Annotated in this window: 14 protein-coding genes; 5 read left to right on the top strand and 9 right to left on the bottom strand. The window is 73.7% G+C overall.

Features of this window, described 5'->3' with window-relative positions:
• Nucleotides 1-68: 68 nt before the first annotated feature.
• Nucleotides 69-1,238, bottom strand: a complete 1,170-nt coding sequence (locus Pta02_RS01700) for a carboxylate-amine ligase (protein ID WP_203872809.1) — start codon at nt 1,236-1,238, stop codon at nt 69-71.
• A gap of 121 nt (nt 1,239-1,359) precedes the next feature.
• Nucleotides 1,360-1,662: a PRC-barrel domain containing protein gene (locus Pta02_RS01695; RefSeq protein WP_203872808.1), complete on the bottom strand. Its 303-nt coding sequence runs from the start codon at nt 1,660-1,662 to the stop codon at nt 1,360-1,362.
• Between the two features lie 293 nt (nt 1,663-1,955).
• Here Pta02_RS01695 and Pta02_RS01690 point away from each other — a divergent pair, with 293 nt between their 5' ends.
• A complete protein-coding gene (locus tag Pta02_RS01690) occupies nt 1,956-4,025 on the top strand; it encodes a neutral/alkaline ceramidase (protein ID WP_203872807.1) in 2,070 nt (689 codons plus the stop codon).
• On the opposite strand, the gene Pta02_RS41775 is transcribed toward Pta02_RS01690, so the two are convergent.
• A complete protein-coding gene (locus Pta02_RS41775; RefSeq protein WP_203872806.1) occupies nt 4,012-6,879 on the bottom strand; it encodes a helix-turn-helix transcriptional regulator in 2,868 nt (955 codons plus the stop codon). The genes Pta02_RS01690 and Pta02_RS41775 overlap by 14 nt on opposite strands.
• Before the next feature lie 124 nt (nt 6,880-7,003).
• On the opposite strand from Pta02_RS41775, the gene Pta02_RS01680 reads away from it, so the two are divergent.
• Nucleotides 7,004-7,417 (top strand): hypothetical protein, encoded by a 414-nt coding sequence (locus Pta02_RS01680; protein WP_203872805.1) that lies wholly within the window; start codon nt 7,004-7,006, stop codon nt 7,415-7,417.
• 107 nt (nt 7,418-7,524) lie between these two features.
• On the opposite strand, the gene Pta02_RS01675 is transcribed toward Pta02_RS01680, so the two are convergent.
• Both Pta02_RS01675 and Pta02_RS01670 read right to left on the bottom strand, forming a co-directional pair.
• On the bottom strand, nt 7,525-8,313 hold the full coding sequence (locus Pta02_RS01675) for a response regulator transcription factor (RefSeq protein WP_203872804.1): 789 nt from the start codon (nt 8,311-8,313) through the stop codon (nt 7,525-7,527).
• Nucleotides 8,306-10,384: a sensor histidine kinase gene (locus Pta02_RS01670; RefSeq protein ID WP_203872803.1), complete on the bottom strand. Its 2,079-nt coding sequence runs from the start codon at nt 10,382-10,384 to the stop codon at nt 8,306-8,308. The genes Pta02_RS01675 and Pta02_RS01670 overlap by 8 nt, the downstream gene beginning before the upstream one ends.
• 157 nt (nt 10,385-10,541) lie before the next feature.
• Here Pta02_RS01670 and Pta02_RS01665 point away from each other — a divergent pair, with 157 nt between their 5' ends.
• Both Pta02_RS01665 and Pta02_RS01660 read left to right on the top strand, forming a co-directional pair.
• Complete coding sequence (locus tag Pta02_RS01665; RefSeq protein WP_203872802.1) at nt 10,542-11,147, top strand: DUF6220 domain-containing protein; 606 nt, start codon at nt 10,542-10,544, stop codon at nt 11,145-11,147.
• Nucleotides 11,144-13,462 (top strand): multicopper oxidase family protein, encoded by a 2,319-nt coding sequence (locus Pta02_RS01660; RefSeq protein WP_203872801.1) that lies wholly within the window; start codon nt 11,144-11,146, stop codon nt 13,460-13,462. Before Pta02_RS01665 ends, Pta02_RS01660 begins: the two co-directional genes overlap by 4 nt.
• Before the next feature lie 64 nt (nt 13,463-13,526).
• Here the strand turns inward: Pta02_RS01660 and Pta02_RS01655 are convergent, their stop codons facing one another.
• The 4 genes from Pta02_RS01655 to Pta02_RS01640 form a co-directional block, all read right to left on the bottom strand.
• Complete coding sequence (locus Pta02_RS01655; protein ID WP_239129249.1) at nt 13,527-14,366, bottom strand: SDR family oxidoreductase; 840 nt, start codon at nt 14,364-14,366, stop codon at nt 13,527-13,529.
• The gene (locus Pta02_RS01650; protein ID WP_203872800.1) at nt 14,363-15,598 is read right to left on the bottom strand and encodes an acyl-CoA dehydrogenase family protein; all 1,236 of its coding nucleotides are present in this window, start codon (nt 15,596-15,598) and stop codon (nt 14,363-14,365) included. The genes Pta02_RS01655 and Pta02_RS01650 overlap by 4 nt, the downstream gene beginning before the upstream one ends.
• 122 nt (nt 15,599-15,720) lie before the next feature.
• Complete coding sequence (locus tag Pta02_RS01645; RefSeq protein ID WP_203872799.1) at nt 15,721-16,422, bottom strand: SIR2 family NAD-dependent protein deacylase; 702 nt, start codon at nt 16,420-16,422, stop codon at nt 15,721-15,723.
• 131 nt (nt 16,423-16,553) lie between these two features.
• Nucleotides 16,554-17,636 carry a phosphotransferase family protein gene (locus Pta02_RS01640; RefSeq protein ID WP_203872798.1) on the bottom strand — a complete coding sequence of 361 codons (1,083 nt, stop codon included), beginning with the start codon at nt 17,634-17,636 and terminating at the stop codon, nt 16,554-16,556.
• A 158-nt stretch (nt 17,637-17,794) separates the two neighbouring features.
• Between Pta02_RS01640 and Pta02_RS01635 the strand changes: the two genes are divergently transcribed.
• The gene (locus Pta02_RS01635) at nt 17,795-18,787 is read left to right on the top strand and encodes a phosphotriesterase family protein (protein WP_203872797.1); all 993 of its coding nucleotides are present in this window, start codon (nt 17,795-17,797) and stop codon (nt 18,785-18,787) included.
• Nucleotides 18,788-18,970 lie beyond the last annotated feature (183 nt).

Genomic DNA, 18,970 nt, shown 5'->3' with positions numbered 1-18,970 from the left:
GCCGCTCCGGGAGCATCGGGAACGCCGGCCCGAGCTTCGCCGCCCCGGGAGCGCCGGGGCGGGGCGGGTCAGGGGGCGGCGGTGGCCAGGTCGGGGGCGGTCTGGCGGGTCAGGACGGTGACCACGTCGTGGATGCTCCCCCGCCGGGCGTAGGCCTCGCGCTGGCGTGCCGCGCCCGAGCCGACGCGGCGCAGCCGGTCCAGGCCCGCGGTGACGCGCTCCATGTCCCCGGCCGCCGACAGCGCCCCGCGGACGTGGTCGACCATGTCCCCGACCAGCCGCCATGCCGGCATCAGGGTCCCCGAGACCGGCTCCAGCCCGTGTCCCTCCAGGCCGTCGTGCGCCGCTCTCCAGAACGCGGCGCGCAGGACCTCGTCGGGCACCCGGGGAGCCGCCACCCCGGCCCGGACGTCGCTCAGCGCGGTGGCCACCAGCGCCCGGACGAGGGCGACGTACAGGACGGTCTCCTCGGCGGTGGCGCACACGTCGCCCACCCGGATCTCGACCGTGGGAACGTGGTCCGAGGGCCGGACCAGCCAGTACAGCATCCCCCGGTCCAGGATGACCCCCGACCGCAGCAGCATGCCGACGGTGGCCTCGTAGTCGGCGGCGGACTCGAAGTACGGCGGTATGCCGAAACTGGGCCACCGCCCGAACGCGATCGCGCGCCAGCTCGCGTGCCCGCTGTCGGCGCCGCCGGTGAAGGGCGAGTTGGCCGCCAGCGCGTGCAGGACGGGAAGCCAGGGCCGCAGGTGGTTGCAGACCTGCACCGCCTCCTCGCGGTCGGGCACCTCCACGTGGACGTGGCAGCCGCAGCACTTCTCCCCGCGCGCCACCGCCCCGAACGCGCCCGCCATGCGCCGGTAGCGCGGCCCCAGGGTGAGCGGCGCGCCGCTCGCGGAGTTCTCCAGCGGGGCGCACCCGGAGGCGACCAGCTCGCAGCCCGCCGCCCGCGCCGCGGCGGCCAGTTCGGCCCGCAGCCCCGTCACCTCGCGCAGCAACGCGTCCATCTCGGTGTGCGGGGTCGAGCAGGTCTCGATCTGGCAGGAGGCGAACTCCCGCTGGACGAGCTCGCGGGACCGCACCACGGCCATGACCCGTTCCACGTAGGGGACCGTCTCACCGGTCCGGGGGTCGACGAGGAAGAACTCCTCCTCCACCCCCGCTTTCAGCACCTCGGTGGCCCGGGCGCGGCGCGACCCGGTCCTCCTCGAAGGTACGGCGCTCCCCGGAGGCACGGTGATCCTCCGAAGGCGGAATGCGGAACGCTCGTGCACCACGCCGACCCCTTCCCCCGACTGACAGATGGCTCCATTTCCCGTTGGAGCTGCAAGAATTCGCTGCCCTCAGGCGCGTGCCTCACACATCGGACCCGTTCGTCACGGGCCCCCGCTCGATCTCCACTCTGTTGACGGAGAGGTGGATCCTGCGCTCCCCGGGGTCCACCCGGCTGACCAGGCCAGCCGGCACCTTGATCTTCTTCTGGGAGATCAGCGATCCCATGTCGACGACGACGTAGCTGTCGCCGGGAACGGTGCTCTCCTCCGCCACCCTGCCGACCTTCCCGTCGGCGGGCGTCTCCACGTCGAAGCCGATGAGGTCCAGTGTCCGGTCCCCGGCGTAGACATCCGGGCGGTAGCTCCACAGATTCTCGTCAGTCATGCCCGAACTCTTTTCTTTTGAGGGGGGTCGACCGCCTGCCGTCTACCCATCCTGGCCTGGCTAAACGAAGGAGGAAAGAGATCGTCCACGACGTGCGGAAAAGCCTCCGCCGCGCTCTCCGGGACCCTGCGCGGCCGTCCGGGACGGGGCCCGCGGCGCGGGCCGCGGACGGGAGGACCGGCCCCTCTCCCGGGGGTTCACGACCCTTGACAGAGCGGCACGGCGATCACAACATGACTTCAACTCATGTTTTGCGGCTGCGATTTCCTGCCCTCGGCCCCCCAGGAGAATGCATGCGGTTCGCGCGTTCCAGACGATGGTCTCTGTCCCTGCTGCTCGCCGGAACGCTCGGCGCGCTGTCCCCGCTCGGCCCGCTGTCCCCGCTCGGCCCGCCGGTGGCCCGGGCCGTACCCGCCGATCCGGCCCCCTACCTGGTGGGACGCGGCATCTCCGACGTCACGGGAGAGGTCGCAGAGGTCGGCATGATGGGCTACTCCAGCTTCGAGCAGAAGGCCACCGGACTGCACCAGCGGCAGCGCTCGCGGGCCTTCGTCGTGGTCGACCGGGCCAGCGGCAGGCGGGTCGCGTACGTCAACGCCGACCTCGCCATGATCTTCCAGGCGGTCCGGCAGAAGGTGCTCGCCGAGCTGGCACAGCGCTACGGGCCGCTGTACGGCGAGCAGAACGTGCTGCTGTCGGCCACGCACACGCACGCGGGCCCCGGCGGCTTCTCCCACCACCTGGCCTACAACCTGGCCGGCCTCGGTTTCCAGAAGGCCACCTTCGACGCGATCGTGGACGGCATCGTCGAGTCCGTCTCCGAGGCCCACGACGACCTCAAGCCGGGCAGCATCACCATCGGCAGGGGCGAGCTGACCGACGCCAGCGTGAACCGGTCGCGGACGGCCTTCGAGCAGAACCCCGCCCGGGACAGGGCGGCCTTCCCCGGCGCCGTCGACCCGGCGATGACCGTCCTGCGCTTGCGGCAGGGCGACGCCGACGTGGGCGCGATCAGCTGGTTCGCCACCCACAACACGTCCATGACGAACACCAACACCCTGGTCGGCCCGGACAACAAGGGGTACGCGGCCTACGCCTGGGAGCACGACCACGAGGGCGTGCGCTATCTGGACCCGGCGCCGGGCTTCGTGGCGGCCTTCCCGAACACCAACGCCGGGGACATGTCCCCCAACCTGAACCTGCGGCCGGGCTCGGGGCCGACGGAGAACGAGGTCGACAACACCCGGATCATCGGCGAGCGCCAGTTCGCCAAGGCCAAGGAGGTCTACGACGCCGCCACGACGCCGGTCACCGGGAGCGTCGACTCCCGGATCCGGTACGTCGACATGGAGAACGTGACCGTCGGGGGACGCTTCACCCCCGACGGGAAGGAGCACCGTACCTGCACCGCCATGGTCGGCGCGTCCACCCTCGCCGGGAGCGTCGAGGACGGACCGGCCGTCCCCGGCTTCCGCGAGGGGATGACGGGCCCGATCGGCAGGGTTCTGGAGCGCTTCGAGGTCCCGGCCTCCGCCTCGCTGCTGGCCTGCCAGGCGCCCAAGGCGAACCTGGTGCCGACCGGCCTGATCACCGAGCCGGTGCGGGCGACCCCGAACATCCTGCCGCTGCAGATCGTCAAGATCGGCCAGTTCTACCTGGCGGCCGGTCCCGCCGAGTACACCATCGTCTCCGGGCTGCGGATCCGCCGCACGATCGCCCAGGAGCTGGGCGTGCCGACGGAGAACGTGCTGATGCAGGGCTACGCCAACGCCTACAGCCAGTACGTGACGACGCCGGAGGAGTACCGCCTGCAGCAGTACGAGGGCGGCTCGACGCTGTACGGCCCCTACACCCTGCCCGCCCAGCAGCAGGAGTTCGCCGGGCTCGCGGCGTCCCTGCGCGACGGCGTCCCGGCGGCCCCGGGGCCGGTCCCGCCGGACCTGTCCTCGCGGCAGTTCACCCTGCAGACGGGCGTGGTCCTCGACAGCCCGATGCCCTCCACCTCCTTCGGCGACGTGCTGGTCCAGCCGGCGGCCTCCTACCGGCGCGGGGAGACCGTGACGGTGGAGTTCGTCACCGGCCACCCGAAGAACAACCTGCGCCGCAACGGCACCTACCTGGAGGTGCAGCGTCTGGTGGACGGGCAGTGGCGGCGCCACCTGGACGACGGGGACTGGGAGACCCGATACCGCTGGACCCGCGTCAACGGGGTGACGGGCACCTCCAAGGCCACCGTCACCTGGGACGTCGAGCCGGACACCCCCGCCGGGACCTACCGCGTGGTCCACTTCGGGGACTGGAAGCGCCTCCTGGGACGGGTCACGCCCTTCACCGGCGCCTCGCGGCCCTTCACGGTGTCGTGAGCCGCCCGTCCAGCCGGCGCGACAGCTCCGCCCGGGAGGAGACGCCGAGCTTGGGGAACGCCTTGTACAGGTGATAGCCCACGGTACGCGGGCTGAGGAACAGCCGGGCGGCGATGTCGCGGTTGGAGGCGCCGGTCGCCGCCATGGCCACGATCCGGCGCTCCTGCTGGGTGAGCACGCTGAGCGGGTCGCCGTCCCGGCGCGGAGCGGCGGGCACGTCCCCGGTGGCGCGCAGCTCGGCGCGGGCCCGCTCGGCCCACAGCTCCGCCCCGAGCCGGTCGAAGATCTCCAGCGCGGCGCGCAGCTGGGTCCGGGCGTCCGCACGGCGCCTGGCCCGGCGCAGCCACTCGCCGTAGACGAGCCGGGTGCGGGCGTGCTGGTACGGCTGCCCGCCCCCGGCGTGCCCGTGGGCGGCCCGTGCGAAGCGCTCCCCCTCGCCCCCGGCATCGCCCTGGGCGGCATCCCTCCCGGCTCCGGCGTGGCCGTGGACGGCCCGTGCGAAGTACTCCTCCTCGTCCTCGACCAGAGCGCGGCAGCGCAGGGCGATCGCGTCGGACTCCGGCCGCCGCACGTGCCGCGCCCATTCGAGATAGCGCTCCAGCGGCTCCCGCGCGCGGTCCGGACGACCGGCCCGGACGGCGGCCTCGACCTGGTCGGGGGCGAACTGGACGGCGACGCTGAACGCCCGCTCCGGTGAGACGCCCTCCAGGTGGGCCAGGGACTCCCGCGCCCGGCCGAGGCTCAGTTCGAGCAGGCCGAGCGCCCAGGCGCCGGTGGCCGAGGCGAGGGCGAGCCCGTGGGTCCCGGCGTGGCGCAGGCCCTCCTCCGCCGCCTCCCGGCATCCCCGCTCGTCCCCCTGGTGGGCCAGCAGCCAGGCCAGGACGCAGGTGAGATGGGCGACCCGGTGGTCCTGGCGCAGCTCCGCGGCCAGGCCCAGCGCCTCGTCCAGCTCGGACCTGGCCTCGCCGTACTCTCCCAGACCGGCCCGTGCCACCAGGTGGTCCTGGGCGGCGAGGGTCAGCCAGGCGACCATCCCGCGCTCCCTGCAGTCCTCGACCACCCGGGCGGCCAGCCTCTCGCACAGGTCCGGACGGCCGAGCGGGACGCCCAGCGAGGCGGCCATGAGCAGCCCCGGGACCCCCAGGCCGGCGGACTCGTACCCCTCGGCCAGCGTGGTCATGAGCGGCACCGCCGCGGCCACGTCCCCGGCGACGAACCTGGCCAGTCCCAGCGCCCCGGCCGGCAGCGGCGCCCCCGACCACGGAACCGCCCCCGGCACTCCGGCCCCCGCGACCGCCCCCGTTCCCGTGGCCGTTCCGGATCCCGCCGTTCCGGATCCCACGTGTTCCGCGAGCGCGCGCTCCACGAGCCCGGAGAGCTCGGCCTCCGCCTGCGCGGCCAGGCCGGTCTCGCCCGAGAACCAGGCGCAGCGGATGGCCTCCACCCACAGATACGCCGCTTTCTCCGGGTCCCCGGCCGCCACCCGGCGGGCGCCGTCGGCGATGATCCGGCCCGCCTCGGCCGGGGTGCCCCGCTCGAACTCCAGGTGGGCGCGGGCCTGGGTCAGATGCGCGATCGTCGCCGGGTCGGCGAGGTCGCCGGACACCTCGGCGGCCAGCGCGTTCGCGCGACGCATCAGTCCCGCGTCACCGGCCGCCACCGCGGCGGCGGCCAGGCGGGCCGAGCGCCCGGCCGGGTCGGGGGTGAGCTCGGCCGCGCGCTCGTAGGCGGCGGCGACGGCGGCGTGGCCGGTGCGGGTGCGCGCCCGCTCGGCGGCCCGCTCCAGCTCGGCCGCCACCTCCTCGTCGGGCGCCGTCGTGGCGGCGGCCAGGTGCCAGGCCCGCCGGTCGGCGTCCTGTTCGCCGTCGAGGGCCCGCGCCAGCGCGCGGTGCGCGGCCAGGCGCCGGGCCAGCGGCGCGTTCCGGTAGGCGGCCGCCCGGATCAGCGGGTGGCGGAAGGCCGCCCCCGCGTCGTCGACCGTGATCAGGCGGGCCCGCTCGGCCGGTTCCAGGTCGGCGGGGGAGACGCCCGCGCGCACCAGCCCGCCCAGCGTGCCCCGGCCGTCGGCCGCCAGGACCAGCAGCGCCTCCTGCGCGGACTCGGGAAGGGCCCGGATCCGCGCCTCGAACGCCTCCTGCACCCGGCCGGTCACCGGGATCACCTCGACGGGGCTCAACCGGCCCGCGCGCTGCCCGGCGGTGAGGGCGGCCGGCAGCTCGATGAGGGCCAGCGGGTTGCCCTGCGCCTCCCCGATGATCCGCTCCCGCACGTCGGGGGACAGATCCGGGGAGAGCAGGCGGGCGGCGGCCGTACGGTCCAGACCGCGCAGGTGCAGCTCGGGCAGGCCCGCGGCGGGCAGGCCCTCACGGGCCGCGAAGATCAGGGCGACGCCCTCGGCCTCCAGCCGCCGGGCCGCGAACAGCAGGGTGTCGAGGGAGGCCCGGTCGAGCCACTGGGCGTCGTCGACCAGGCAGAGCAGGGATCCGTCCCCGGCCAGCTCGGCCAGCATGCTCAGCGTGGCCAGCCCGACGAGGAAGCGGTTCTCCGGCGCCGCGGCGCCGAGCCCGAGCGCGCCCCGCAGCGCCGCGGCCTGGACCGGCGGGAGCGCGTCGATCCGGTCGAGGCCGGAGCGCAGCAGCAGGTGCAGCGCGGCGAAGGGGAGCTCGGCCTCCGGCTCGACGCCGGTCCCGCGGAGCACCCGGAAACCCTCGGCGCGTTCGCGCGCGTAGTCCAGGAGCGCCGACTTGCCGATGCCCGCCTGACCCCGTACGACCAGAACCCCGCTGGTGCCCGCCCGGGCCGCCGCCAGCAACCGGTCGATCTCCGCCTGCTCCCCGGCCCGCCCCCGCAACATGGTGCGGAATCTACCTAACCGGGGTCATTCGGCCAATTACTCCTACCGTCATGATGACTGATTCGGTCCCGAGCCGATCTCCGTAGCGTCGTGAGTGCAGGAACACGACGAAAGGAAGCAGTTCATGACCGCCATCGCGAACACCACCGCCACCGCCGCCCGCACCGCCCCGCTGCTGCGCCTGGCCCTGCGGCTGGACGCGGTGGCCTCCGGCGCCAACGGCCTCCTCTACGTCGCCGCCGCCGCGCTGTACGGCGAGATGTTCGGCCTCCCGGCCGCCTTCCTCTACCCGGCCGGGGCGTTCCTCCTCGCCTTCGCCGCCGCCCTGCTCGTGCTGTCGTCGCGGCCGGTGATCTCCAAGGCCGCCGCGGGCGGTGTGATCGCCGTCAACGCCGCCTGGGTGGTGGCCAGTGTGGAGACGCTCGTCGCCGGTTGGTTCCCGCTGACCGGCCTGGGAACGGCCATGGTGATCGCCCAGGCCGTGGCGGTCGCGGCCTTCGCCGGCCTGCAGTTCGCCGGGCTCCGCCGATCCGCCTGACGCCCACCGGGCTCCGCCGATCCGCCTGACGCCCACCGGGGCGCGGCCCGCCTGACACGCCGGCCGGTGCCGCCGTCCTGACCGGGTACGGCCGCGCGGCCGCGGTCTCAGCGGCGCAGGCCGGTCTCGCGCAGGAAGGTCAGCACGGCCGTGACGCGCCGGTGGACAAGGGGCTCGGCGGTGAGGCCGAGCTTGGCGAAGATGGCGTTGACGTGTTTCTCCACGGAGGACTCCGACAGGGTCAGCTCGGCGGCGATGCCCGCGTTGCCGCGCCCCTGGGCCATCTCCCGCAGGACGTCGAGCTCGCGGGTGGTGAGCAGGGTCAGAGGCGACTCGCGCAGCCGGACGCGGCGGGTGACGAGCGCCTCGACCACCTGGGGGTCGATGACCGATCCGCCGCGGGTCACCTCGCGCAGCGCCTCCAGCAGCCGGTTGAGGTCGCCGATGCGGTCCTTGAGCAGGTAGGCCAGCCCGGCGGTGCCGTCGCGGAACAGCTCGAAGGCGTAGGACTCGTCGACGTACTGCGACAGGATGACCACGCCGATCTCCGGGTGGCCCGCCTTGATGGCGTGGGCGGCGTCGATGCCCTCCATCGCCCGGCCGTTCCGGTCGGCCCCGGCGGTCGCCTGGGCGGCCCCGCCGGGGGCACCGGCCGGGGCGCCGGTCCGGACGGGGGCCGGGTCGTGGGCGGGCAGGCCCGGGACCGCGCCGGCCGGCATGCGGATGTCGGTCAGCACGGCCTCGGGGCGCATCCGCCGTACCGCGTCGAGCAGTTCGGGAGCGGAGCCGACGGCGGCCTGGACGACGACCTCGCCTGAGTCCTCCAGCAGGCGTCGCGCGCCCTCCCGGACGAGATAGTTGTCCTCTGCCATGACGATCCGCAGCGGTTCAGGCATCCTCGTCCTCCAGCCGGGTCAGGGGAATCTCCATGCACAGTTCGGTGCCCCCGCCCTCGGCGGTGCGCACCCGCAGGGTCCCGCCGGCGATGTCCAGCCGGTCGGCGAGCCCGGTCAGGCCCAGCCCGCGGGAGGCCGCCGGGTCGAATCCCCGGCCGTCGTCCCGGACCGCCAGCATCAGCCGGTGGTCGAACCGGCGCAGCGAGACCTCCACCCGGCTCGCCTCCGCGTGCTTGACCGTGTTGGACAGGGCCTCGGCCAGCGCGTACCAGGCCGTGGCCTCGATGTGGGAGGGGAAACGCGCGCCGCGCAGCGCCGGATCGGCCCTGACCTCCATCAGCACGGGCAGGCGGGCGGCCTGGGCCTCGACCGCCTCCAGCAGCCCCTGGTCGCTGAGGACCGGCGGGTGGATCGTGTACGCGAACTCGCGCAGGTCGTTCAGGAGCGTGCCCAGGTCCCGGTGGAGGTCGGCCAGGTCCTGTTCGGCCCGCGCGTCGCCGCGCCGCAGCCGCTGCCGTACCAGACCCAGCTTGGCGGTCAGGGCCACCACCTCCTGCTGCACGCCGTCGTGCAGGTCGCGCTGGATGCGGCGGCGTTCGGCGTCCTGCCCCTGGGAGACCCGCTCACGGGAGGCGGCCAGCTCGGCCGCCTGCCGCCGGATCAGCCGCAGCTGCGCGGACAGCTCGGCGGTGAGGTGGATGGTGTGCAGGGCGGAGGCCGCCTGACCGGCGAGATAGCCCAGCAGGCGGCGGTCCTCCTCCAGCAGCGGGCCGTCCCGCCGGGGGCCGCACTCGATGCCGCCCAGCACCGTCTCGCCATGGGTGATGGGGACCACCAGCACCGGGTCCGCCCGCTCCCCGGCGCCGGGCTCCTGCGCGTCCCCGGCCTCGGCGACGTCCGGGTCGAGGCGTACCCGGGCCCAGGTCAGGTTCAGCCCCCGGCGCACGGTCTCGGCCAGTTCCCGCAGCAGCTCGGCCGGGCCCGGCGCCCTCTCCAGCGCCGTGCCGAACCGGCTGAGCAGCCGGTAGCCGTCGAGCCTGGCTCCGAAGACCCACCGGTCGGCCAGCCGTTCCAGCCGCCCGCGCACCGGCTGGAGCAGGAGGGTCACGCCGATCGCCAGCAGCACGGCGGCGCCGACCGGCAGATACAGGCCGACCAGGATGCCCATGCCGGCGGCGGCGCCGACGTAGCCCACGGTGATCAGCGACCACAGCAGGCGGTAGACGAGCGAGCGCCGGGCCGGCCGGTCGATGCCGAAGACCCCCTCGTGGAACAGCGCCACGAGCATCACACCGAGCATGATGATCATCGTCATCGGCCAGCTGACGGCGTCGACCACCGCGTACACGAACGAGTCCTCCCCGGTGAGCCAGACGATGAGGAGCTCAGGGATCCAGAAGACGGCCGCGGCGACGCTGCCGAACAGCAGCCATCTGATCTTGCGGCGCTGGTCGAACGGCGCCCGCCGATAGCGCATGGCCAGCAGCAGGAAGCTGAGCATGGTCCACAGAGGGAAGCCCTGGTACAGCACGACGATGGAGGGCCCCAGCGGGGCCAGCGACTCGACGAAGACGGGACTGCGGAAAACCGGCTGCGCACCGGGGTACATCCCCCGCACCAGGGTGAGGTCGGACAGCGCGTTGAGCAACGGGATCAGCACGACCAGGGCCGTCATGGTCCACATGACGAACCGCTCGAACGGGCGCTCCGCGCGGCCCACCGGGAAGAGCCCGATGAACCCGATCGCGGCCAGCACGCTGACCAGGCCCACCCACTGCCGGACCAGCGCCACGGCCCACGCGGCCGGCCAGTCGGCGATGAGGACCAGCACCAGGTCGCCCAGGAACACCTCGACGGCGAACGCGGCCCCGCTGACGAGCAGCCAGCGCACCACCAGGTTGTCGGGCCGGCGCAGGAAGGCCGCCAGGCTCACGGCGTACATGGGCAACGGCCCCACCAGGATCCAGCCGACCAGGGACCGCTGACTCTGGCCCGTGGCCAGGGCGAGTGCGACGGCCAGCACGATCGCGCACCCGCCGACTGCCGCGAGCACCGTGCAGAGAGCGCGCATGCGCCCATTGTGCGCGTGGCGGCCCGGCCCCGCCAGGAGGCCCGCCTGGGGTCCGCCCGGAGGAAAACCCCACCCCACTCGGAGGGTTCACCAGGTTAAACACCCGCCTCCCGCTTCCTAGCGTCGGTCGTAGGAAAGCGAGAAACCGGAGGCACTCATGACCGGCACTCCAACGGCACGGCCGGCCCGGCCCTCGTTCGCGCGCCAGGCGTACGTCGTCCTGTGCGTGCTCCTGCTGGGCGCGGTCGTGATCCAGTTCTATTTCGCCGCGTTCGGCGTCTTCACCACGCCGGAGAACGACTCGCAGTTCATCATGCACCGGATCAACGGCTCGGGCGCCATCCCCATCCTGGTCATCCTGGCGACGATCACGGCCGCGATCGCGAAGGCGCCCGGCCGCCTGATCGGGTTCACCCTCCTGCCCTTCGGCCTCATCGTCCTGCAGATCGTCTGGTTCCTCCTGGCGGCCGTCACCGGGTCCTCCGAGGAGCAGACGAACGTCGTCGGCCAGGCCATCCTCGGCCTGCACGCGGTCAACGGGCTCGTGATCCTGTGGGTCTGCATCCTGCTGGTACGGCGGGCGCGGGCCCACGCGGAGGCCGGCCTGGCCCCGGCGCCCGCCGAGGCCCCCGGGGTCTCCGGGGTCTCCGGGGTCCCCTTGGAGCCCTCCCCTGACGGATCCGGAGCCTCCCGGGCCGTCCCGCTCCCGGAGCGCGTCCAGGCAGCCGGTGACTCCCCGCAGACCTTCCCGGACCAGCGATGATCCGCACCCTTCTCGCCCTGGACCTGGCCCTGACCGTCCTGGTCGCGGGGCTCTGGCTGGGCGCGGGCATCACCGTGGCCGTCCGGCGGGAGGGGGCCGGACGGCGCGGTGCGCTCATCGGGGCGGCCCTGACCGGCCTCGCCGTCCTCGCGACCGCGGGGCGGATCGCGGTCGTGGCGGCCCTGGCCGCCGAGGGCTGGTGGTTCGCCCAGGAGAAGGCGGTGCTGGCGCTGCCGCTGGTGGTCCTCCCCGCCCTGGTGGCGGTGCCGCTCACTGTCCCCTTCCTGGTCGCGGCGGTACGGGGACACGCCGCGCAACCCGCGGGGGCGGTACGGGAGCACGCCGCGCAACCGGCGAGGGCGGCGCGGCCTGTCCCGGCATCGCCGTCGCCGGCCGTACGGACCGCGCTGCTCACCACCGGGTACGGCGCGGCGGCGGGCCTCGTCGTCTCCCTGGTCGTGGGCTACCCGGCGACCCCGGTCTCCGGGATCGTCCTGGTGACCCTCGTGGCGGCGGCCGCGGGGATCACCCGGCTGACGGCCGGCGGGCGCGGCCGGCCCGTCGCGGTGGGGGCGCTCGGGCTGGTCTGCGTACTCGCGGTGGCGGCCCCCGTGGGCGCCGCCTGGTCGCGCACCTCCGACCTCGAAAGCGGCCACGCGCACGGCGCCCACCCGGACAACGCACAACCGGGCAGCACCCACGGAGACGGCGCCCACCCGGACAGCGCACAGTCGGGCAGCGCCCACCCGGGCGACGGCACGCACCCGGGCGGCGTGTCCGTGGCCGGGCTGCGCACGCCCTCCGACGCGGCGGGACCGGTGCGGCGCTTCGCCCTCACCGCCCGCCAGGAGCGGGTCACGCTCCCCTCGGGACGGACCCTGGACGCCTGGACCTTCGGTTCCCTGCCCGGTCCGGCCCTGACCGCCGCGGAGGGCGACCTGGTGGAGGTCCGGCTGCGCAACGCCGACATCGCCGCCGGGGTGAGCCTGCACTGGCACGGATACGACGTGCCCAACGGCGAGGACGGGGTGGCCGGTGTGACGCAGGACGCCGTCATGCCGGGCGGCGCCTTCACCTACCGCTTCCGCGCCGACGTCCCGGGGACCTACTGGTACCACAGCCACCAGAATCCGGCCGAGGCCGTCCCCCGGGGGCTGTTCGGCACGCTCGTCGTCCTCCCCCGCCCGCCCGCGGCGAACGGTGGGACCCCCGAACCCGGCGGCACCGCGGCCGGCATCTCCGGCCCGGGCCGCGCCACGAGCGATCCCTCCGGTCCGGGCCGCGCCACGAGCGATCCCTCCGGTCCGGGCCGCGCCACGAGCGCCCCCTCCGATTCAGGCCGCACCACGAGCGACGCCTCCGGATCCGGCGCCGCCGGCCTCGACCTCACCCTGCCCGTGCACACCTTCGCCGGCGCCACGACGCTCGGCGCCACCGACCTGATCGACACGCGCGAGACCCCCGCGGGGACTCCGGTCCGCCTCCGGCTGGTGAACACCGACTCGGTCCCGCACCGGCTCCGGCTGGACGGCTCCCCGTTCCGGGTGGTGGCGATCGACGGCCGGGACCTGGCCGGGCCGTCCGAGGTGTCCGGCGTGGTGCTCAGGGTGCCCGCCGGGTCCCGCTACGACCTCGCCTTCACCATGCCCGCCCGGCCGGTGCGGCTCTCCGTCGAAGGAGCCCCGCGGACGGGCCTGGCCCTGCTGCCCCCGGGCACGGCCCCGCCCGCGACCGCCTCACCGGGCGGCGGCCCCTCCGCACCCGGTACGGCCCCGCCCGGCGACGCCCCGGTGTTCGATCCGCTCGCCTACGGCACCCCCGCCCCGCCGCCGGAGGAGTTCGGCCCGCTCGCCTACGGCGCGCCCGTCCCGCCCGAGGCGTTCGACCGCGACTACACGATGGTGCTCGACCGCCAGTTCAGGTTCGTCGGCGGCGTGCCGCAGTACGCCCACACCGTCGACGGCGAGGTCTTCCCGCATGTGCCGCCGCTGCGGGTCCGCGAGGGCGAGCTGGTCCGCCTCACCGTGGTCAACCGGGGGGCCGACACCCACCCCATGCATCCGCACGGCCATCACGTGCTCGTCCTGTCCCGTGACGGGAAGCCGCCGGATGGCGGCCCGCTGTGGCTGGACACCTTCGACGTCCAGCCCGGCGAGGTGTGGCAGGTCGCGCTGCGCGCCGACAACCCCGGCCTCTGGCTCGCCCACTGCCACGACCTCACCCACGCCGTCGCGGGCATGGTGCTGCACTTCGCCTACGACGGCGTCGGCACCTCCTTCGGCGTCGGCGGCACGGCCGCCAACCATCCCGAGTGACGGCCGCCCGACCCTCCGCCGGCGCCCCGCCCGGGTCTCGCGTCCCCGGCGGGGTTCCGGCGGGTCAGGCGCGCGGGCCCGGGGCCCGGCGGAAGGCGAAGGGCTGGCTCTCCCGTCCCGGGATGACGAACCAGCACTCGCCGGTGCCCTCGCTGTCGAGCAGCCGGAAGAACGTGTCGACGACCTCGGAGACCTCCAGGATCGGGAACCCGATCTGCTCCAGCAGCGCCTTGCCCTCGCCCAGGATCGCCGTGTCGGCGAACGACGGGCACAGGCCCTGGACCTTGACCCCCAGCGGTGCGAGGTCCTGGGCCAGCGAGCGCACGAGCCCGACCACGGCGTGCTTGTTGGCCGCGTAGACGGGGTCGGACGGGATGCCGACGATGCCCGCCATGCTCGCGGTCGCCACGATCGTCCCGCCCCCCGCGGCCCGCAGCGCCGGGATCGCGGCGTGCGCGCCGAACACGACGCCGTCGAGGTTGACGCCCATCGCCAGGCGGTAGCGCTCGATGTCGAAGTCCTCCAGCAGGCCGCAGCCCGAGGAGATGCCGGCGTTGAGGAAGGCCAGGTCGAGCCGGCCGTACCGCTCGACGGCGGTGGCGACCGCGGCCTTGTTGTCCTCCAGCCGCGACACGTCGCAGTGCACGAAGACCGCGCCGATCTCGTCGGCGACCTCCTTGCCCGCCGCGTCGTCGACGTCGGCGAGGACGACCTCGGCCCCGCCCGCGGCCAGCCGCCGGGCCACCGCGGCGCCGATGCCGTTGCCGCCCCCGGTGACCAGCGCGACCCGGCCCTCCAGCCGATCGCTCCGTACGGTGGAGAACTCCTGCGCGGGCGCGCCCGTCCCCACTCCGCTGAGCAGTCCCGCGCCCTCTCCGGCGAACCTGTCTCCGATCCGGCTCACAGCGGCAGCCCTCCCGTGGCGGCGTTGGTCGAACCCGTGGCCTGGTAGGCCGCGATCGTGCGCTCGGCGATGCGCATCTGGTGGATCTCGTCGGCCCCGTCCGCGAAGCGGGCCCAGCGGGCGTGCTGGAACATGTGGGCCAGCGGGGTGTCGGTGGAGTAGCCCAGGGCGCCGTGCACCTGGATCGCCCGGTCCACGATCCGGTTGAGGCTGTTGGCCACGAAGTGCTTGGCCATCGAGACCTCGGTACGGAAGTCCTCACCCTTGTCGATCTTCGAGGCGGCGTGCAGCACCATGAGCTTGCACTGGTACAGCTCCATGGCCGAGTCGGCGATCAGCCACTGGATGCCCTGTTTGTCGGCCAGCAGCGAGCCGTGGCTGTAGCGGTTGAGCGCCCGCTCCACCATCATGTCGAGCGCCGTCTCGGCCTGGGAGATCCAGCGCATGCAGTGCGCCAGCCGGGCCGGGCCCAGCCGGTACTGGCCCAGGCGGTGGCCGTTGCCGCGCCCGCCGAGGATCTGGCTGTCGGGCACCCGCAGGTCGGTGATGACGATCTCGCTGTGCCCGGTCGAGCCGTGCATCGTCTCGACCTCGCGGACGTCGTTCCAGCCCTCCTGCGGCAGGTCGATGAGGAAGGCGGTGTTGGCGCCGCGGGAGCCCTCCGGCACGTCGAGCTCGGTCTTGGCGATCAGGATGGCGAAGCTCGCGCGGCGGGCGTTGGAGATGAACCACTTGTGGCCGTTGATGACCCACTCGTCGCCGTCCTTGACGGCGTTCGTGCGGATGAGCGTGGGGTCGGAGCCGGCGACCTCGGGCTCGGTCATGGCGAAGCACGACATCTTCACGCCCTGGAGCAGCGGCCTGAGGTACTTCTCCTTCTGCTCGTCGGTCCCCCAGTGCAGCAGCGTGTGCATGTTGCCCTCGTCGGGGGCGGCGCAGTTGAGGATCCACGGTCCCAGCCGGGTCTTGGCGGCCTCGGACTGGACCATGGCCAGCTCGACGTGGCCCAGTCCCATGCCGCCCCACTCCTCGGGCATGTGCGGCAGCCACAGCCCCTCGGCCTGCGCCTTGCCGCGCAGCTCCAGGATGGCATGGATGTACTCCTCCCGGCTGGTGACCTTCCCCTCGTCGTCGAAGTCCTTGACGGCCGGGATGACGGTCTCCTGGATGAAGGCCCGGACGCGGCGGCGGATCTCTTCGTGCTCGGGGGCGAGGGTGAAGTCGATGGCCATGGGAACCCCTTCAGGACGGCCCGCGGGCGAACGGTCACTGCATTCCTACCGTACCGACCGGTCGGTTCGCCAGGGAGCCGGGAGGGGAGCCGGAAACTCCGTGCTCCCGGGGTGGGCGCCTCTCAGGAGAGGGAGGCGCACAGACGGGGTACGGCGACGCCGATCGGCTCGTTGATCACTTCGTCCGCCATGTGGTCGTACGGCGTCGGCTCACCGTTGACGATCACCAGCCGGGCGCCCGCCTCGGCCGCGACCCGCGCCAGCGACGCGGCGGGCTGCACCTGCAGGGAGGTGCCGACGGCCAGGAACACCTCGCACTCCCCGGCCAGCCTGATCGCCTCCAGCAGGACGTGCCGGTCGAGGGACTGGCCGAACATCACCGTGGTGGTCTTCAGGATGCCGCCGCACTCCTGGCAGGCCGGGTCGTCCTCTCCCGCCAGGATCCGGTCGATCGCCTCGCGGGTCGTCGAGCGGGCCCCGCACGCCGTGCACACCGCGCCGAACATGTTGCCGTGCAGCTCCAGCACCCGCTCCGGCGGCGAGCCCGCCCGCTGGTGCAGGCCGTCGACGTTCTGGGTGACGATCCAGGCGTCCGGCAGGGCGGCCAGGGCCCGGTGCGCGGCGTTCGGCTCGGCCTCCCAGGCGGGGCTGTCGCGGCGGAACAGCCACGACCGGCGCCGGATGTCCGGGTCGGCCATGTAGTAGTCGTAGGTGACGAGCTTCTCGTAGCCGGGATCCGTGGTCCACAGCCCCTTCGGGCCGCGATAGTCCGGGATCCCGGATTCGGTGGAGATCCCCGCCCCCGTCAACACCGTCACCGTCATGCCGGGGATCGTATCCGGCGCTCCCCGCGGCGCGCGGGGAACTGAAGGACGAACCCGGTCATATCGGCGTGTCGAGCCGTACGCCCCGGTGACGGGCCGGCCGGGCCGCGTCAGGGCCGGCCAGGATCGCGTCAGGGCCCGGCGGGACCGCCGACTCCGGCCAGGGACGAGGCCCTGGCGACCAGGATCCGCACCGCGTCCCCGAACCCGGCGAACGCCGGGTTGGTGGTCTGACCCGCCCGGTAACGGAACCAGATCTGCTGGGCGATCACCGCCAGCCGGAACAGCCCGAACACCTCGTAGAACTCCCACCGGCCCATGGGCAGGCCGGTCCGCGACAGATAGCGCGCCACGAACCGCTCCCGCGTCGGCATCCCGGGCAGGTGCGTGGGCTGGCGGCGCAGCAGGCCGTACAGCTCGTCGTCGTCCGCGGTGATCCAGTAGGCCATGGCCGAGCCCAGCTCCATCAGCGGGTCGCCGACGGTGGCCATCTCCCAGTCCAGGACGCCCACCACCCGCGGGGTCCCGTCCAGGTCCAGGACCAGGTTGTCGAGCTTCCAGTCGTTGTGGATCAGCCGGGTCGCGACGTCGTCCGGCCGGTGCTCCTCCAGCCACGCCATCACGGCCTCGCCGTCCGGCACGTCGTCGGTCAGCGCGCCCCGGTAGCGGCGCGACCAGCCCTCGACCTGCCGCCGCACGTATCCCGGCCCCTTGCCCAGGTCGCCGAGGCCCGCCGTCTCCGGGTCCACGGCGTGCAGGTCGGCCAGGGTGTCGACCACGGTGTGGCCCAGGTCCCGGGCCTGGTCCGGGCCGAGCGTGACCCCCGCCGGGAGCTCGCGGCGCAGGATCGTCCCCTCGACGCGCTCCATCACGTAGAACTCGCCGCCCAGCACCGCCGGATCGTCGCAGAAGGCGAGCATCTCCGGGACCGCGCCGAAGTGCGGCTTGAGCTGCCGCTGCACCGTGAACTCGCGCCGCATGTCGTGGGCGGAGGCGGCCTTGTGGCCGCGCGGCGGGCGGCGCATGATCAGGTCGCGCGAGCCGTACCGGAGCAGGTAGGTCAGGTTCGACACCCCGCCGCCGAACTGCCGCACCTGCGGCGGCCCGTCCAGGTCCGGCATCCTGGCCGACAGCCAGGCGTGCAGCGCGGCCACGTCGAACGCGTCCTCCCGGCGGACCTCGCCGGCCTCCTCACGGACGGGGGAGGCGCTCATGCGATCTCCTGCGGGACACCGGGGGCGATGGGCACGGGAAACTCCTTCTTCGAGGGCGGTGACAACATACCAAACGGTCGGTACGCTCACGGAACAGCTCCTCGTCACGTGAGACGCCGGTGAAGCGGCCGGCCGCCGCCCGGCGGGAGGGACGTCACATGCCCCAGGTCAACACCGTCCGCGGTCCCGTCGACACCGCCGACCTCGGCCGCACGTACATGCACGAGCACGTGTTCGTGCTCACGCCCGACGTGCAGCAGAACCACCCGGAGGAGTGGGGCGACGAGGACAAGCGCGTCGCCGACGCGGTCGGCAAACTGCAGGCGCTGGCGGCCCAGGGCGTGCGCACGATCGTCGACCCGACCGTCATCGGCCTGGGCAGGTACATCCCGCGCATCAAGCGCATCGCCGAGCAGGTCCCCGAGCTCAACATCGTCGTGGCGACCGGCTGCTACACCTACGGCGACGTCCCGTTCTTCTTCCACTACCGGGGCCCGGCGCTCAACGCCGCGCTCGGCACGGAGCTGCCCGACCCGATGGTCGACATGTTCGTCGGCGACATCGTCGACGGCATCGCCGGCACCGGCGTGCGGGCGAGCTTCCTCAAGTGCGCCATCGACCACGCCGGCATGACCGGCGGCGTGGAGCGGGTGATGCGGGCGGTGGCCAAGGCGCACCGCCGGACCGGGGCGCCCGTCACGGTGCACACGCACCCGGGCAGCCGTACCGGGCTGGAGGTCAAGCGGGTGCTCTGCGACGAGGAGGGCGTCGACCCGCGCCGCGTCGTGCTCGGGCACAGCGGCGACACCACCGACGCCGACCACCTCACCGAGCTGGCCGAGGCCGGTTTCATCCTCGGCATGGACCGCTTCGGCATCAACCTCGACACCACCTTCGAGGCCCGCGCCGACATCGTCGTCGAGATGTGCCGGCGCGGCTTCGCCGGGCAGATGGTGCTCTCGCAGGACGCCTCCTGCTACATCGACTGGATCGACCCGAACATCCTGGCCTTCCTGCCCCAGTGGCACTATCTGCACATCGGCCAGGAGGTGCTGCCCTACCTGCGCGAGCACGGGGTCACCGAGGAGCAGATCACCACGATGCTCGTCGACGTCCCCCGCCGCTACTTCAGCGTCACCGACCCCTACTGATCATCCGCCCGCCGTGCCCGCCGTCGTAAGCAAGTCGCGATAGCGGCACGGCGGCGTAAATCCTCTCCAACGACCTGCGTGTCCCGGGCGCTCCCCGGGGAGCAGAGATGAGGATTCTCATGGTCCGCATCGGCCCGCACGCCGTGGATCCCACCTCTCCGTGATCGGCACGGGGTCCTCTCC

The sequence above is a fragment of the Paraplanobispora takensis genome (assembly GCF_016863195.1).
Classification (GTDB): Bacteria; Actinomycetota; Actinomycetes; order Streptosporangiales; family Streptosporangiaceae; genus Planobispora; species Planobispora takensis.
The sequence above is the reverse complement of the archived record's forward strand: the minus strand, read 5'-3'. Positions and strand labels throughout refer to the sequence as shown.

What these genes read in the sequence shown, in the direction of transcription:
- Pta02_RS01695 (WP_203872808.1), bottom strand. Translation starts at nt 1,662, where the DNA reads ATGACTGACGAGAATCTGTGGAGCTACCGCCCGGATGTCTACGCCGGG.
- Pta02_RS01690 (WP_203872807.1), top strand. Translation starts at nt 1,956, where the DNA reads ATGCGGTTCGCGCGTTCCAGACGATGGTCTCTGTCCCTGCTGCTCGCC.
- Pta02_RS41775 (WP_203872806.1), bottom strand. Translation starts at nt 6,879, where the DNA reads ATGTTGCGGGGGCGGGCCGGGGAGCAGGCGGAGATCGACCGGTTGCTG.
- Pta02_RS01680 (WP_203872805.1), top strand. Translation starts at nt 7,004, where the DNA reads ATGACCGCCATCGCGAACACCACCGCCACCGCCGCCCGCACCGCCCCG.
- Pta02_RS01675 (WP_203872804.1), bottom strand. Translation starts at nt 8,313, where the DNA reads ATGCCTGAACCGCTGCGGATCGTCATGGCAGAGGACAACTATCTCGTC.
- Pta02_RS01670 (WP_203872803.1), bottom strand. Translation starts at nt 10,384, where the DNA reads ATGCGCGCTCTCTGCACGGTGCTCGCGGCAGTCGGCGGGTGCGCGATC.
- Pta02_RS01665 (WP_203872802.1), top strand. Translation starts at nt 10,542, where the DNA reads ATGACCGGCACTCCAACGGCACGGCCGGCCCGGCCCTCGTTCGCGCGC.
- Pta02_RS01660 (WP_203872801.1), top strand. Translation starts at nt 11,144, where the DNA reads ATGATCCGCACCCTTCTCGCCCTGGACCTGGCCCTGACCGTCCTGGTC.
- Pta02_RS01650 (WP_203872800.1), bottom strand. Translation starts at nt 15,598, where the DNA reads ATGGCCATCGACTTCACCCTCGCCCCCGAGCACGAAGAGATCCGCCGC.
- Pta02_RS01645 (WP_203872799.1), bottom strand. Translation starts at nt 16,422, where the DNA reads ATGACGGTGACGGTGTTGACGGGGGCGGGGATCTCCACCGAATCCGGG.
- Pta02_RS01640 (WP_203872798.1), bottom strand. Translation starts at nt 17,636, where the DNA reads ATGAGCGCCTCCCCCGTCCGTGAGGAGGCCGGCGAGGTCCGCCGGGAG.
- Pta02_RS01635 (WP_203872797.1), top strand. Translation starts at nt 17,795, where the DNA reads ATGCCCCAGGTCAACACCGTCCGCGGTCCCGTCGACACCGCCGACCTC.